Below are 14,286 nucleotides of genomic sequence, written 5' to 3'. Positions count from 1 at the left end.
GTTCCGTTTTATGGAACAAGCATGAGTATTCTCGATGGCGTCCAGCGCGTGCTGGGGCTGTACGCGGAAGGCGCGTCGGAGCTGAGCTTCACGGAAGTGGCGGCGCGCCTGTCCATGCCCAAGAGCAGCGCGTCGCGCCTGCTCAACCAGATGCAGCACTACGGCTTGCTCGACCAGGACGCCGCCACGCGTCGTTACCGCGCGGGGACCATGCTGGCCCAGGCGGTGCGCGCGGGCATGGCGGCCACGCCGCTGGACGACGCCTGCCGCGCGGTGCTGGCCCGGCTGTCCGACGACAGCGGCCTGACCGCCTATCTCTCCACCCTGAACCAGCGCGAAACCGTGGTGCTGCAGCGCCTGAACGGTTCGCACCCGGTGCAGGTGCTGTCGCCGCCCGGTTCGCGCCGCGCCGCCTCGGGCACGGCCATGGGCCGGGCGCTGCTGTCGCGCCTGAGCGAAACCGAGTTCCAGGCGCTCTACGGCGCCGACGCCGACCAGCCGCTGCCCACCGAAGGCCGAGATTGTCCCGCCACGGTCGGCGAACTGGCCCGCCTGGTCGCGCAGACCCGCGCCGACCATTGCGGCGTGGCCATCGACCAGGCCATGCCGGGCATAGGCGCGGTGGCAGCCGCCGTGCGCGATCCCGCCACCGGCGAACTGCGCGGCCTGTGCCTGTCCTTCGTTTCCTTCCAGGCCGATGCCGCCCGCGTCGCGCGCTTGCGCGAGTCGGTGCTGCGGCAGGTGGGGGCGCTGGGCCGCGAACTGAACGATCCCTATTGGCTGGCCTGAACGCTTTCAGGCCCACAGATGCGTCCGCGCCGCCGGACACCCAGAAAATCCCCTTACGGAAATCCTCCACATGAACCTACTGCTCCTCAGCAATTCCAGCAGCGACGCCGGCTATCTGGTCCACGCGCTGCCCGACATCCGCGAACTGATCGCGTCGCTGCCGCAAGGCGCGCCGGCCGTCTTCGTGCCGTACGCCGGCGTCACGCGCGACTGGGACGACTACACCGCGCTGGTGGCATCGGCGCTGGCGGATACCGGCCTGGCCATCCAGGGGCTGCATCGCGCCGAGGATCCGGTGGCCGCGCTGGAAGGCGCCGCCATCATCATCGTGGGCGGCGGCAACACCTTCAATCTGCTGGGCCAGCTACGCCGACTAGGCCTGCTGGACGTCGTGGCGCGCCGCGTGCGCGAGGGCGCGGCCTACCTGGGCTGGAGCGCCGGCTCCAACCTGAGCTGCCCCAGCATCTGCACCACCAACGACATGCCCATCACGGATCCGCAAGGCTTCGACGCCTTGGACCTGCTGTCGTTCCAGATCAATCCGCACTACACCAATGCCCATCCTCCCGGACATCGCGGCGAAACCCGCGCCCAGCGCCTGGCCGAGTTCTGCGCGCTGAATCCGCGGATGCCCGTGCTGGGCCTGCCGGAAGGCTCCGCGCTGCGCGTGCGCGGCAACCGGATCGACCTGGTCGGCCCGCACGATGCGCCGCTGTTCCTCGGCAACGAAGAGCCGCGCGTGTTCCGTCCGGGCCCCGTGGAGATCCCGGCATGAAGCATGTGATCGACGCCATCGAACTGCTGTCCTCCGCCCACATCACGGGCGAGGCCGTGGCCGAGCAACTGCGAGCGGCGGGCAACTGCGAAGTCGAAGTGACCCGGCTGGAGCGCGACGGCGCGGCCACCGAATTCCTGTCCATCGTCATTCCGGGCCTCGACGAAACCGCGCCGCAACTCGGCATCGTCGGCCGCCTTGGCGGCATCGGCGCGCGTCCGGCTGTCACCGGCCTGGTGTCCGACAGCGACGGCGCGGTGGTCGCGATTGCCGCGGCGTTCAAGCTGATGGCCATGGCGCGCCAAGGCGACGTCATGCCGGGCACGGTGCGCATCCGCACCCACATCTGTCCGCGCGCCGGCACGCGGCCGCATCATCCGGTGCCGATGATGCGTTCGCCGTTCCCGATGCGCGAGATGATGTCGCATGAGGTCGACCCGCGCATGGACGCGATCCTGTCCGTCGACACCACGCGCGGCAACCGCCTGGTCAACAAGCGCGGCGTGGCGCTGACGCCGGTCGCGCGCCAGGGCTATCTGCTGCGCATCCCCGAGACCATGCTGGACGTCATGGGCTGGGTCAGCGGCGAGCTGCCGCTGACCTTGCCGCTGACCACGCAGGACATCACGCCCTACGAAAACGGCCTGCAGCACGTGAACTCGCTGATGCAGCCCACGATCGTCACCGGCGCGCCGGTGGTGGGCGTGGCGCTGACCGCGCAAACCACCGTGCCGGGCTGCGCCACGGGCGTGACCAACGCCGTGGACGCCGACGTCGCCATGCGTTTCTGCATCGAGATCGCCAAGCTCTACGGGCAAGGCGCGATGAGCTTCGTCGACGACAAGGAATGGGCCGCCTTGCAGAGCCGCTACGGTTCGATGGCGCATCTGCAGACCGTGGGCCGCGAAAGCGCGGGCGAGGCATGAGCGCGCAGCCGCGCCGCGTGGCGTTCTTCACCATCGGCCAGTCGCCGCGCAGCGATGTGGTGCCCGAGATGGCGCCGCTCTTGGGCGCGCAGGTGCGCATCGACGAATTCGGCGCGCTCGACGGACTGGATGCCGCCGGCCTGGCCGCGCTCGCGCCCAAGCCGGGCGAATACCGCTTTGCCACCCGCCTGCGAGACGGCTCGCAGATCGAACTGGACGCGGCCGCCGCCGAGGCGCGGCTGGCCGAAGTCATGCGCCAGGCCGACGCCGCGGGCTACGACGTGCTGGTGCCGCTGTGCACCGGCACCGCGATCGCGCCGATGCGCACGCTGGTGGTGGAGCCGCAACAGGTGGTGGACCACCTGGTCGCAGGCCTGGCCGAGCATTGCCGCAAGGTGGGCCTGGTGGTGCCGCTGGAGGCGCAGGTCGACGCCTTCCACATGGTCGTGCCGCTGTCCTGCGAGACCGTGGTCGTGCATGCCTCCCCCTACGAAGCCGACGCGGCCCAGGCCGCGCTCAACTTCGAGCGGGCGGGCCGCGAACTCGCGTCCTGCGACCTGATCGTCATGCATTGCATGGGCTACGCCGAGCGCATGCGCCAGGCCGTGGCGCAGGCTTCCGGCCGGCCGGTGCTGCTGTCCAACCGCATGGTGGCGCAGACGCTGGCGCAAGTATTGGAATAACGCCGCCGAACCCGTCCCGCAACCTTGCCGCGCACACCGATGCGCGGCGCGGCGGGGACAGGCGAGCGGCGAGAGGAGACGAAGCGGGCTTCGTCAATCAATCGTTGGGAGTGTTTTTCATGTTCAGCCGTAATCTGCATCGCGCCGCTGGCGCACTGTTCGCCGTCACAGCCCTGACGGCCGCGCCGGCCTTCGCCGCCGACGCCTGGAAGCCCGTCAAGCCGGTGCGCCTGCTGGTGGGCTTCGCGCCCGGCGGTTCCGCCGACACCTTGGCGCGCCTGTTGGCCGAGCCCCTGTCGCAGCGCCTGGGCCAACCCGTCGTGGTCGAAAACCTGGCCGGCGCCGGCGGCAATATCATGGCCTACCGCCTGGCCCAGTCGCCGGCCGACGGCTACACCATCGGCATCGCCGCCGCCGGGTCCATGGCCATCACCCATGTCCTGAACCCCAAGGGCACGAACTACAAGCCGTCGGACTTCACACCCATCACGCTGGCCGCGGTGCAGCCCAACGTGGTCATCGTCAACAAGGATGTGCCGGCCAACAACCTGGCCGAACTCAAGGAATACTTCCAGAAGACGCCGACCGCCACCTACGGCACCGCCGGCGTGGGCATTTCCAACCACCTGATCGCCGAGACCATGCTGTACAAGCTGGGCGTGAAGGTGCCGCATGCCGCCTACCGCGGCGCCGCGCCCGTCATCACCGACCTGCTGGGCGGCCACATCGCCATGACGATGGACAACATCTCCACCGCCGCGCCGCTGGCTTCGCAGGGCAAGGTCAAGGCGATCGCGGTGGCCTCGATCAAGCGCGCGCCGCAACTGCCCAACGTGCCGACGCTGGACGAGCAGGGCCTGAAGGGCTTCGACATGCCGACCTGGCAAGGCGTGTTCGCGCCCGCCGGCCTGCCGGCCGACGTGCTGGCCGCCTACTACGCGGCCATGCAGGACGTGCTGAAGCAGCCCGCGCTGGTCGAGAAGATGGCCGGCCTGGGTTCCGAGCCGGTCACCGGCATGACGCCCGAGCAGTTCAGCCAGTTCCTGGAGAAGGACCGCCAGCAATGGGCCGACATCGTCAAGGCGGCCAACATCAGCCTGGAGCAGTAAGCCGGGTTGCCCAACAAAAACCCTCCGGTAACACGGAGGGTTTTTTCATGGCGCGCGCCGCCGTGCTTGACTCTGAAGCCGCTACAGGCTTTGTCATGGAGCCTTTCCACGATCAGGACAGTCATGAGCGACAGCCATCAGCACGGCGACGTCCGCGCCTTGCCCGAATCCCGCCTCTGGATCGCCTTTGGCCTGACCGGCACCTTCATGCTGGTGGAGATCGCGGGCGGCATGATCACGGGCAGCCTGGCATTGATTTCCGATGCCATGCACATGATGACCGACGCCATGGCCTTGCTGCTGGCGCTGGTGGCGATACGCGCGGGCCGCAAGGCGGCTGACTTGATGCGTACGTACGGCTACGCCCGCTTCGAGATCCTGGCCGCGGCGGTCAACGCGCTGGTGCTGCTGGGCGTGGCGTTCTACATCCTGTACGAGGCCTACCAGCGCCTGTCGGCGCCGGCGGACATCCAGTCCCTGGGGATGCTGGCGGTCGCCGTGGTCGGGCTGATCGTCAACCTGATCTCGATGCGCATGCTGGCTGGCGCCAAGGACGAAAGCCTGAACGTGAAGGGCGCCTACCTGGAGGTCTGGGCCGACATGCTGGGTTCGATCGGCGTGATCCTCGGCGCCGTGCTCATCTGGTTCACGGGCTGGCGCTGGGTGGATTCGGCGCTGGCGGTCGGCATAGGCTTCATGGTGTTCCCGCGCACCTGGATGCTGCTGCGCGAATGCGTGAACATCTTGCTGGAGGGCGTGCCGCCGGGCATGAGCCTGCAGGCCGTGCGCGACGCCATCGCCGATACGGCCGGCGTGGTCTCGATTCACGACATACACCTGTGGGCAGTGACGCAGAGCAATCCGATGCTGACGGGCCACGTGGTGCTGGCGGCCGGGGCCGACGGCGAACAGGTGCGCCGCGCCATCGAGGAACGTCTGCAGGCGGATTTCCATCTGCACCATACGACGCTGCAGATGGAGCGCGAGGATCGTTCCTCGCAGGAGCATATCCACTGACGACGGCCGCATGAGCGGCAAGCCCGCGGCAAAGAAAAACCCCTGTCCGGAAACAGGGGGTGGTCAGCAGCCAGGCCGGAAACGCGGCCTGGCTATTACTTCGGGAAGCGGGCGGCGATCTCGGCGATCAGGCGCCGCGCCGCGTCCAGCTTGTCGGCGGCGGGCAGGGGATGGGTGCCTTGCTCGTCGAACAGCACCAGTTCGGTGGTGTCCGCGTCCATGACCTTGTGCGCCAGGTTGCCCACCAGCAGCGGTATGCCCTTGCGCGTGCGCTTGGCTTCGGCATGCTCGGCCAGCTTCTCGGTTTCGGCCGCGAAGCCCACGCACCAAGGGCCGTTGGGCAGCTTGGCCACTTCGGCCAGGATGTCCGGATTGGGTTCGAATTCCATCACGGGCGCGCCGCCGCCTTCGCTGGTTTTCTTCAGCTTCTGGTTGCTGACGTTCTTCACGCGCCAGTCGGCCACGGCGGCCACGGCGATGAAAATGTCCGCGTCGGCCGCGCTGGCCATCACGGCGTCGTGCATCTGGCGCGCGGTGGTGACTGACAGCGCGGTGACGCCGCGCGGCACCTGCAGGAAGGTGGCGCCGGTGATCAACGTGACGCGGGCGCCGGCTTCGCGCGCGGCGCGCGCCAGCGCGTAGCCGGTCTTGCCCGACGAACGGTTGCTCAGCACGCGCACCGGATCCACGGGTTCGGACGTGGGGCCGGCGGTCAGCAGCACGTGGCGGCCGGCCAGCAGCTTGGGCTGGAAGAAGGCGATCAGGTCGGTCAGCAGTTCATGCGCTTCCAGCATGCGGCCGTCGCCCGTTTCGCCGCAGGCCTGTTCGCCGGCGGACGGACCCAGCACGCTGATGCCGTCGGCGCGCAACTGCGCCACATTGCGCTGCGTGGCCGGGTTGGCCCACATCTCGCGGTTCATGGCGGGCGCGACCAGCAGGGGACAGGCGCGCGCAAGCGCCAGCGTGGACAGCAGGTCGTCGGCCATGCCGTGCGCCAGCTTGGCCATGAAGTCGGCGCTGGCCGGCGCGATCAGCACCGCGTCCGCGCCGCGCGTCAGGTCGATGTGCGCCATGTTGTTGGGCACGCGGGCATCCCAGGCATCCACGAACACTGGACGGCCCGACAGGGCCTGCATCGTGACCGGCGTGATGAAGTGCGTAGCCGCCTCGGTCATCACCACGTCGACGGTGGCGCCTTGTTCGGTCATGCGCCGCACCAGTTCGGCGATTTTGTAGCAGGCGATGCCGCCGGTCAGGCCGAGGACGATGCGTTTGCGGGCGAGGTCGAGCATGAGGGAGGCGGCGGGTTCAGCGCCGTTTAACGAGGAACGGACAGTGATTTTATTCTGCATTGCGGCATTGCGCCGTTCGCGATGCGTTCAGGGGGCATCAAACAGGACAAAAACCGTGGGAAATGCGGGAGCAAGCCGGGGCATCGCGCCCCGGCCGGGCCGTCTTCAGGCCTGGGTCTTGGCCTTGCGGCCGCGCAGGAGTTCGTCCAGCACCAGCAGCACGGCGCCGCAGGTGATGCCCACGTCCGCCAGATTGAAGGCGGGGAAGTAGGAGTTGTTCCAGTAGAACAGCAGGAAGTCCACCACGTGGCCATAGACCACGCGGTCGATGACGTTGCCGATGGCGCCGCCCAGGATCAGGGTCAGCGCCAGGCTGAAGCGCGGCTGACCATGGGTGCGGCGCAGGATGATGGTGATGACCACCGCCGCCACGCAGCCCAGGCCGGTGAACAGCCAGCGCTGCCAGCCTTCCTCGGACGCCAGGAAACTGAAGGCGGCGCCGCGGTTGTACATCAGCGTGAAGTCGAAGACCGGCAGCACGTTGACGCGCTCGCCATACTGGAACGAGGTGTTGAAGTAGACCTTGGTCAGCTGGTCCAGCACGATGATGAGCAATGCCAGCGCCAGCCAGCCGCCCACGCGCGCAGGCGCGGCGCGGGCGGGGGCGGCGGCGCCCGTCACTCCGGGTTCGGAGGGGCGGGCCATGCTCAAGCCTTGTCGCGGGCTTCGCCCGAGCCGAACAGGTTGGACACGCAGCGGCCGCAGATCTCGGGATGGTCCGCGTCCTGGCCCACGTCCAGGCGCCAGTGCCAGCAGCGCTCGCACTTCTTGTGCGTGGACGGCGTGACCTCGATGCGGGTCTCGCCTTCGCCCGCGTGCACCGTGGCGCGCGAGACGATCAGCACGAAGCGCAGGTCGTCGCCCAGGCTGGCCAGCAGTTCCTGGTCGGCGCCGTTGGCGTACAGGTCCACTTCCGCCTGCAGCGAGGAGCCGATGTCGCCGGCCGTGCGCACTTCTTCCAGCTTGCGCTGGACTTCGGCGCGGATGGCGCGCAGGCGCGTCCACTTGGCCGACAGGGCGTCGGCGTCGGCGAACGGCGGCAGGGCGTGGTAGACCTCGGTGAAGATCGTGGTGCGGGCGGCGTCGGCCTGGTTCTTCAAGGCCGAGTTGACCAGTTCCTTCCAGGCTTCTTCGGCAGTGAAGGACAGGATCGGGGCCATCAGCTTGAGCAGCGTTTGCGTGATGTCCAGCAGGGCCGTCTGGGCCGAGCGGCGCGCGCGGCTGTCCACGGCCGAGGTGTACAGGCGGTCCTTCAGGATGTCCAGGTAGAACGCGCCCAGGTCTTCCGAGCAGAACGTCTGCAGGCGCGAGACGGCCGGGTGAAAGTCGTAGCGTTCGTAGTTGGCCTGGACTTCCGCCTGCATCTGCGCGGTCATGGCCAGCGCGTAGCGGTCGATCTCGAAGAGCTCGCCATAGGGAACGGACTGCGTCACGGCGTCGAAATCGGCCAGGTTGGCCAGCAGGAAGCGCAGCGTGTTGCGGATGCGGCGGTAGCCTTCGACCACGCGCTTCAGGATCTCGTCGGAGATGGACAGCTCGCCGGAGTAATCGGTGGAAGCCACCCACAGGCGCAGGATTTCCGCGCCCAGCGAGTCGGACACCTTTTGCGGGGCGATCACGTTGCCCACCGACTTGCTCATCTTGCGGCCCTGGCCGTCCACCACGAAGCCGTGCGTGAGCAGGGCCTTGTAGGGCGGTTGGCCGTAAAGCATGCAGCCGGTCAACAGCGACGAATGGAACCAGCCGCGGTGCTGGTCCGAGCCTTCCAGGTACAGGTCGGCGGGCCAGGCGAGCTCAGCGCCGTGCGAGCCGGCGAAGTCGCCGTCCTTGCCGCCCAGCACCGTGGCGTGCGTGCTGCCAGAGTCGAACCACACGTCCAGCGTGTCGCGGTTCTTTTCGTACTGGTCGGCTTCGTCGCCCAGCAGTTCGCGCGGGTCCAGGGTCTGCCAGGCTTCGATGCCGCCTTGCTCGACGCGCTGCGCCACCTGCTCCAGCAATTCGGCGGTGCGCGGGTGCAGCGCGCCGGTTTCCTTGTGCACGAAGAAGGCCATCGGCGTGCCCCATTGCCGCTGGCGCGACAAGGTCCAGTCGGGGCGGTTGGCGATCATGGCGTGCAGGCGGGCGCGGCCCCAGGCCGGGTAGAAGGCGGTGGCGTCGATGCCGGCCAGCGCCGATTCGCGCAGGGTCGGGCCGCCGTCCTTGGGGGCCACGTCCATGCCGGCGAACCACTGGCTGGTGGCGCGGTAGATGATGGGGGTCTTGTGGCGCCAGCAGTGCATGTAGCTGTGCTTGTGCTTTTCCACGTGCATCAGCGCGCCGGCTTCCGTCAGCGCCTCGACGATCTTGGGGTTGGCGTCCCAGATGGACAGGCCGCCGAACAGCGCCAGGCTGTCCACGTACTTGCCGTCGCCCATGACCGGGCTGATGAAATCGGTGTCCTTCATGCCGTGCTCCTTGCACGAGATGAAGTCTTCGATACCGTAGGCCGGCGCCGAGTGCACCACGCCAGTGCCGGAGTCGGCCGTGACGTAGTCGCCCAGGTAGGCGGGCGACTTGCGGTCGTAGGCGGCATTGAACTGCGCCAGCGGGTGGCGGAATTCGATGCCCGACAGCGCCGCGCCCGGGGCCGTGGCGATCACTTCGCCTTCCAGGTTCCAGGCCTTCAGGCAGGCTTCGACGCGTTCCTTGGCGATCAGCAGGAGCGGACCGAACTTGGGAACCGGCGTCACGCGCACCAGCGCGTATTCGATTTCGGGATGCAGGTTCAGCGCCTGGTTGGACGGGATGGTCCAGGGCGTGGTGGTCCAGATGACGATGGCGCCGTCTTCCACCGAGTCCAGGCCGAAGGCGCTGGCCAGCTTGGCGTGCTCGGCGAACGGGAAGGCCACGTCCACCGCCGGGTCGACGCGGTCGGCGTACTCGACCTCGGCTTCGGCCAGGGCCGAGCCGCAGTCGAAACACCAGTTCACGGGCTTCAGGCCGCGGAACACGTAGCCTTTGTCCAGGATGCGGCCCAGCGCGCGGATTTCGTCGGCTTCATTGCTGAAGTTCATCGTCATGTAGGGACGATCCCACTCGCCCAGCACGCCCAGGCGCTTGAAGTCCTTGCGCTGGCGGTCGATCTGCTCGAGCGCGTAGGCGCGGGCCTTGGACTGCACTTCCGCCACGGGCAGGTGCTTGCCGTACTTCTTTTCGATCTGGATTTCGATCGGCATGCCGTGACAGTCCCAGCCCGGCACGTAATGCGCGTCATAGCCGGCCATGTTGCGGCTCTTGACGATGATGTCCTTCAGGATCTTGTTGACCGCGTGGCCGATGTGGATGTCGCCGTTGGCGTAGGGCGGGCCGTCGTGCAGCACGAAGCGCGGCCGGCCGCGGCTGGCGGCGCGGATCGCCTGGTAGACGTGGTTTTCCTCCCACTGCGAAATCCAGGCGGGCTCGCGCTTGGCAAGGTCGCCCCGCATGGGGAAGGAGGTATCGGGCAGGTTGAGGGTCTTTTTATAGTCCATGAACGGCAAAATAGGCGCGCGCGTTTCGCGCGTCTTCGGCGATGGCGGCAGTCAGGGAAGGGAGGTCAGGAAATTTTTCTTCGTCCCGCAGCTTTTGCAGGAATTCGACGCGTACGAGTTTACCGTAAGCGTCGACAGTCTCGTCGAGCAGGTGCGACTCCAGCAGCACGCGGCCGCGGTCTTCGACCGTGGGGCGCACGCCCAGGCTGGCGACCGCCGGCAGCGGCCGCTCGGCCAGGCCGTAGACCTGCACCACGTAAATGCCCGAGCGCGCGGCGCAGCGCTCCGCCACCCGCAGGTTCATGGTGGGAAAGCCCAGCGTGCGGCCCAGCTTCTGGCCGTGGATCACGTGGCCGCTGATGTGGTACGGGTGGCCCAGCAGGTGGCGGGCGCGTTCCAGGTCGCCCACCGCCAGCGCGGTGCGCACCTCGGAACTGGATATCCGGTGCCCTTGCTGGTCGGTCACGTCCGCCAGCGTCTGCACCTCGAAGCCATGGCGCAGGCCGGCCTCGCGCAGCAGGTCGATGTCGCCGCTGCGCTTGTGGCCGAAGCGGAAGTCTTCGCCCACCAGCAGCCATTTGGCGTGCAGGCCCTGGACCAGCAATTGTTCGATGAAGGCGTTGGCCGACATTTCAGCCAGGCGCGCGTTGAAACGCTCCACCACGACCTGGCTGATGCCGTAACGCGCCAGCGCCGCCAGCTTGTCGCGCAAACCCGAAATCCGGGTGGGCGCGAGCTCAGGGCGTTGGTTGAGGGTGGCGAAATACTCCCGCGGATGCGGCTCGAAGGTCATCACGGCGGGCGTCAGGTTGCGGTCGCGCGCGACTTGGCAGACGCGCGCCAGCATGGCCTGGTGTCCGCGGTGGACGCCGTCGAAATTGCCGATCGTCAGCGCGCAAGGGGCGCGCCGGTCGGGCGGGGGCAGGGATCGGTAGATGCGCAGCGATGGTTTCACGAGCGAGAGTTTACAATTTTGGATTCCGGGTTTGTTCCTGTCCTTACTTGCCGCGCGTCCAGGCTGTCGCCGCGCGCGGGATTGCGTAGGGCGGACGGGCCCGATTTCCCTTGGAATTCCTTATCTTGCCGGAAATATCTACCACCAAGCGCCGCATCGTCATCCTGATCTCGGGACGCGGCAGCAATATGCAGGCGCTGTCCGAGGCCTGCCGCAATGAAGGCTGGCCGGCCGAAGTCGCCGCCGTCATCGCCAGCAAGCCCGACGCCGCCGGCCTGGAGTGGGCGGCCCAGCAGGGCATCCCCACCGGCGCGCTGTACCACAAGGACTACGCCAGCCGCGAAGCCTTCGACGCCGCGCTGGCCGCCGAAATCGACCGCTACGAACCCGATTACGTCATCCTGGCGGGCTTCATGCGCGTGCTGACCCCGGGCTTCGTCAATCACTACGCCGGCCGGCTGGTGAACATCCACCCGTCGCTGCTGCCGGCGTTTCCCGGGCTGCACACGCACGCCCAGGCCCTGGCGACCGGGGTGCGCGTGCACGGTTGCACCGTGCACTTCGTCACGCCGGTGCTGGACCACGGCCCCATCATCGCCCAGGGCTGCGTGCCGGTCCTGGCGGGCGATACGCCCGAATCCCTGGCCGAGCGCGTGCTGGCGGTCGAACACCGGGCTTTTCCGGCGGCGGTGCGCTGGCTTGCCGAAGGCCGGGTTACCCTGACCAGCGACCATCGCGTCAACGTGCAGGGCGATCCCGATCGCCTTTTCGCCTGGTCGCCGGCCGCCTGAGCGGCCCCGAATCGAATTTTTCGGGCGGAAGCCCTCCGCCCCACTGGAATACACCATGACCAAACCCCAATCTCCGCGTTCCCGTCCGGCAGGCGCCGCCAGGGCCGCGTCCGAAGGCCGCGACGGTCGGTCCTTCTTCTCGCGCCCCAAGGGCGACGCGCGCGCGCCGATCGCACGCGACAGCGCCCGTGACGACCGTTCCGGCGGCAGCCGCGACGAGCGCTCCGGCGGTCGCCCGACGCCGCGCCCGTCCTACGACGCGCCGCGCGGCGAAGGCCGTGGCGGCGAACGCGGCTCCTACGGTTCGGACCGCCGCGAAGGCCGTCCGAGCCCGCGTCCGTCCTTCGACCCGGCGCGCGGCGAAGGCCGTGGCGGCGAACGCGCTTCCTATGGTTCGGAACGCCGTGAAGGCCGTCCGGGTCAGCGTCCGTCGTACGACGCCCCGCGCGGCGAAGGCCGTGGCGGCGAACGCGCTTCCTATGGCTCGGAACGTCGTGAAGGCCGCCCGGGCCAGCGTCCGTCCTACGACGCCCCGCGCGGCGAAGGCCGTGGCGGCGAGCGCGCTTCCTATGGTTCGGAACGTCGTGAAGGCCGCCCGGGCCAACGTCCGTCGTACGACGCCCCGCGCGGCGAAGGCCGTGGCGGCGAGCGCGCTTCCTATGGTTCGGAACGCCGCGAAGGTCGTCCCGGCCCGCGTCCGTCCTATGACGCTCCGCGCGGCGAAGGCCGTGGCGGCGAACGCGCTTCCTATGGTTCGGAACGCCGTGAAGGCCGCCCGGGCCAACGTCCGTCGTACGACGCCCCGCGCGGCGAAGGCCGTGGCGGCGAGCGCGCCTCCTATGGTTCGGAACGCCGTGAAGGCCGCCCGGACTCGCGTCCGTCCTATGACGCTCCGCGCGGCGAAGGCCGTGGCGGCGAGCGCGCCTCCTATGGTTCGGATCGTCGTGATGGCCGCTCGGACTCGCGTCCGTCTTATGGCTCGCCGCGAGGCGATGATCGCGGCGGCGAGCGCGGCCAGTATGGCGGCCCGCGCGGCGGCGGCAGCGACGGCGGCCAGGACCGTCCGCCCAAACCTCAATTCAACCGCCCGCGCCAATCGCACGCGGCGATCCGCATCGACCAGGTCCAGCGCGTCCTGGGCGAAATCCTGCAATGGACCTATCCGGCCGACGCGGCCCTGTCGCACTGGCTGCGCAACCATCCGAATCTGGGCGCGCGCGATCGCTCCGAGGTCGCCGAGGCCGTCTACGACGTGCTGCGCCATCTGCGCCGCTACCGCCAGTTCGGCGAAAGCGGCGTCGGTCCCGCTTCGCGCCGCCTGGCCATCCTGGGACTGGCCGCGACGCTGGGCGCCGAGGCGCTGGCCGAAGGCATGGACGCCGGCGAAGCCGAATGGCTGCAGCGCGTGTCGCAGATCGACCTGGCGACCCTGCCGCGCGCCGTGCGCGGCAGCATCCCTGACTGGCTGGACGAACGCCTGGGCGCCATGGACAGCCCGGAAACGCTGATCGAGGCGTTGAACCGCCAGGCCAGCCTGGACCTGCGCGTCAACCCGCTGAAGGTCGAGCGCGACGCCATGCTGGCCGAATTGCAGCAGGGCGCCGGCCGCTACGAGCCTGTCGCCATGCCTTATTCGCCCTGGGGCATCCGCATGGAAGGCCGTCCGGCCATCAATCGCTGGCCGCAGTTCGAGAACGGCAGCATCGAAGTCCAGGACGAGGGCAGCCAGTTGCTGGCGCTGCTGGTGGCGCCGCGCCGCGGCGAAATGATCATCGATTTCTGCGCCGGCGCGGGCGGCAAGACGCTGCTGCTGGGCGCGCTGATGCGCTCCACCGGCCGCCTGTACGCGTTCGACGTGTCCGCGGCCCGCCTGCAGCGCGCCAAGCCGCGCTTTGCGCGCAGCGGCCTGTCCAACGTGGTGCCGGTGGTCATCGACAGCGAAAACGACGCCCGCGTCAAGCGTCTGGCCGGCAAGGCCCAGCGCGTGCTGGTCGACGCCCCTTGCAGCGGCATCGGTACCCTGCGCCGCAATCCGGACCTGAAATGGCGCCAGCACCCCGAGGCGCTGGCCGAACTGGGTCAGCTGCAGGAACGCATTCTCAACAGCGCGGCGCGTTGCGTTGCTCCGGGCGGCCGCCTGGTGTACGCCACCTGCAGCCTGCTGGCCGAGGAAAACGAGGTCCAGGCCGAGCGTTTCCTCGCCAGCCATCCCGATTTCGAGCGCCTGGACGCCGCCGAGATCCTGGCCGCGCGCTGTGAAAACCTGAAGCTGGACGGCCCCTACGTGCAGCTGCGCCCCGACGTGCACGGCACCGACGGCTTTTTCGCCGCGGTATTCGAGCGCAAGAAGAAGGGCGCGGCGACCGCGGCCGAAGTAGCC

Annotated in this window: 12 protein-coding genes; 8 read left to right on the top strand and 4 right to left on the bottom strand. The window is 68.7% G+C overall.

Going from position 1 to position 14,286, the window contains the following annotated elements:
* Positions 1–21: 21 nt before the first annotated feature.
* From N5C88_RS27570 to N5C88_RS27545, 6 genes are all read left to right on the top strand, one after another.
* Entirely contained in the window at positions 22–789 is a 768-nt protein-coding gene (locus N5C88_RS27570) for an IclR family transcriptional regulator (RefSeq protein ID WP_118932849.1), read from the top strand.
* Positions 790–859: 70 nt separating this feature from the next.
* Positions 860–1,564 carry a dipeptidase PepE gene (gene pepE / locus N5C88_RS27565; protein ID WP_118932850.1) on the top strand — a complete coding sequence of 235 codons (705 nt, stop codon included), beginning with the start codon at positions 860–862 and terminating at the stop codon, positions 1,562–1,564.
* On the top strand, positions 1,561–2,490 hold the full coding sequence (locus N5C88_RS27560) for a DUF1177 domain-containing protein (RefSeq protein ID WP_059380492.1): 930 nt from the start codon (positions 1,561–1,563) through the stop codon (positions 2,488–2,490). The genes pepE and N5C88_RS27560 overlap by 4 nt, the downstream gene beginning before the upstream one ends.
* Entirely contained in the window at positions 2,487–3,173 is a 687-nt protein-coding gene (locus tag N5C88_RS27555; RefSeq protein WP_118932851.1) for an AroM family protein, read from the top strand. Before N5C88_RS27560 ends, N5C88_RS27555 begins: the two co-directional genes overlap by 4 nt.
* A gap of 119 nt (positions 3,174–3,292) precedes the next feature.
* Positions 3,293–4,282 carry a tripartite tricarboxylate transporter substrate binding protein gene (locus tag N5C88_RS27550; RefSeq protein WP_059380503.1) on the top strand — a complete coding sequence of 330 codons (990 nt, stop codon included), beginning with the start codon at positions 3,293–3,295 and terminating at the stop codon, positions 4,280–4,282.
* A gap of 123 nt (positions 4,283–4,405) precedes the next feature.
* The gene (locus N5C88_RS27545; RefSeq protein WP_280016622.1) at positions 4,406–5,299 is read left to right on the top strand and encodes a cation diffusion facilitator family transporter; all 894 of its coding nucleotides are present in this window, start codon (positions 4,406–4,408) and stop codon (positions 5,297–5,299) included.
* Between the two features lie 95 nt (positions 5,300–5,394).
* Here N5C88_RS27545 and coaBC read toward each other — a convergent pair whose 3' ends face one another.
* The 4 genes from coaBC to N5C88_RS27525 form a co-directional block, all read right to left on the bottom strand.
* A complete protein-coding gene (coaBC, locus tag N5C88_RS27540; protein ID WP_059380495.1) occupies positions 5,395–6,591 on the bottom strand; it encodes a bifunctional phosphopantothenoylcysteine decarboxylase/phosphopantothenate--cysteine ligase CoaBC in 1,197 nt (398 codons plus the stop codon).
* Between the two features lie 165 nt (positions 6,592–6,756).
* Positions 6,757–7,296, bottom strand: a complete 540-nt coding sequence (gene lspA / locus N5C88_RS27535) for a signal peptidase II (RefSeq protein WP_059380496.1) — start codon at positions 7,294–7,296, stop codon at positions 6,757–6,759.
* Between the two features lie 2 nt (positions 7,297–7,298).
* Positions 7,299–10,160, bottom strand: coding sequence for an isoleucine--tRNA ligase (gene ileS, locus N5C88_RS27530; protein ID WP_118932853.1), 2,862 nt, complete (start codon positions 10,158–10,160; stop codon positions 7,299–7,301).
* The gene (locus tag N5C88_RS27525) at positions 10,150–11,115 is read right to left on the bottom strand and encodes a bifunctional riboflavin kinase/FAD synthetase (protein WP_059380498.1); all 966 of its coding nucleotides are present in this window, start codon (positions 11,113–11,115) and stop codon (positions 10,150–10,152) included. Before N5C88_RS27525 ends, ileS begins: the two co-directional genes overlap by 11 nt.
* Before the next feature lie 125 nt (positions 11,116–11,240).
* Between N5C88_RS27525 and purN the strand changes: the two genes are divergently transcribed.
* The gene (gene purN, locus N5C88_RS27520) at positions 11,241–11,906 is read left to right on the top strand and encodes a phosphoribosylglycinamide formyltransferase (protein ID WP_059380499.1); all 666 of its coding nucleotides are present in this window, start codon (positions 11,241–11,243) and stop codon (positions 11,904–11,906) included.
* A gap of 1,114 nt (positions 11,907–13,020) precedes the next feature.
* Positions 13,021–14,286, top strand: a 1,266-nt coding sequence (locus N5C88_RS31450) for an RsmB/NOP family class I SAM-dependent RNA methyltransferase (protein ID WP_347881412.1), incomplete at its 3' end; no start/stop codon positions are given.

The organism is Achromobacter sp. GD03932 (assembly GCF_029839485.1).
Taxonomy (GTDB): Bacteria; Pseudomonadota; Gammaproteobacteria; order Burkholderiales; family Burkholderiaceae_B; genus Achromobacter; species Achromobacter bronchisepticus_A.
The sequence above is the reverse complement of the archived record's forward strand: the minus strand, read 5'-3'. Positions and strand labels throughout refer to the sequence as shown.

Coding starts and splice junctions, on each gene's coding strand:
- N5C88_RS27570 (WP_118932849.1), top strand. CDS start 22: ATGAGTATTCTCGATGGCGTCCAGCGCGTGCTGGGGCTGTACGCGGAA.
- pepE (WP_118932850.1), top strand. CDS start 860: ATGAACCTACTGCTCCTCAGCAATTCCAGCAGCGACGCCGGCTATCTG.
- N5C88_RS27560 (WP_059380492.1), top strand. CDS start 1,561: ATGAAGCATGTGATCGACGCCATCGAACTGCTGTCCTCCGCCCACATC.
- N5C88_RS27555 (WP_118932851.1), top strand. CDS start 2,487: ATGAGCGCGCAGCCGCGCCGCGTGGCGTTCTTCACCATCGGCCAGTCG.
- N5C88_RS27550 (WP_059380503.1), top strand. CDS start 3,293: ATGTTCAGCCGTAATCTGCATCGCGCCGCTGGCGCACTGTTCGCCGTC.
- N5C88_RS27545 (WP_280016622.1), top strand. CDS start 4,406: ATGAGCGACAGCCATCAGCACGGCGACGTCCGCGCCTTGCCCGAATCC.
- coaBC (WP_059380495.1), bottom strand. CDS start 6,591: ATGCTCGACCTCGCCCGCAAACGCATCGTCCTCGGCCTGACCGGCGGC.
- lspA (WP_059380496.1), bottom strand. CDS start 7,296: ATGGCCCGCCCCTCCGAACCCGGAGTGACGGGCGCCGCCGCCCCCGCC.
- ileS (WP_118932853.1), bottom strand. CDS start 10,160: ATGGACTATAAAAAGACCCTCAACCTGCCCGATACCTCCTTCCCCATG.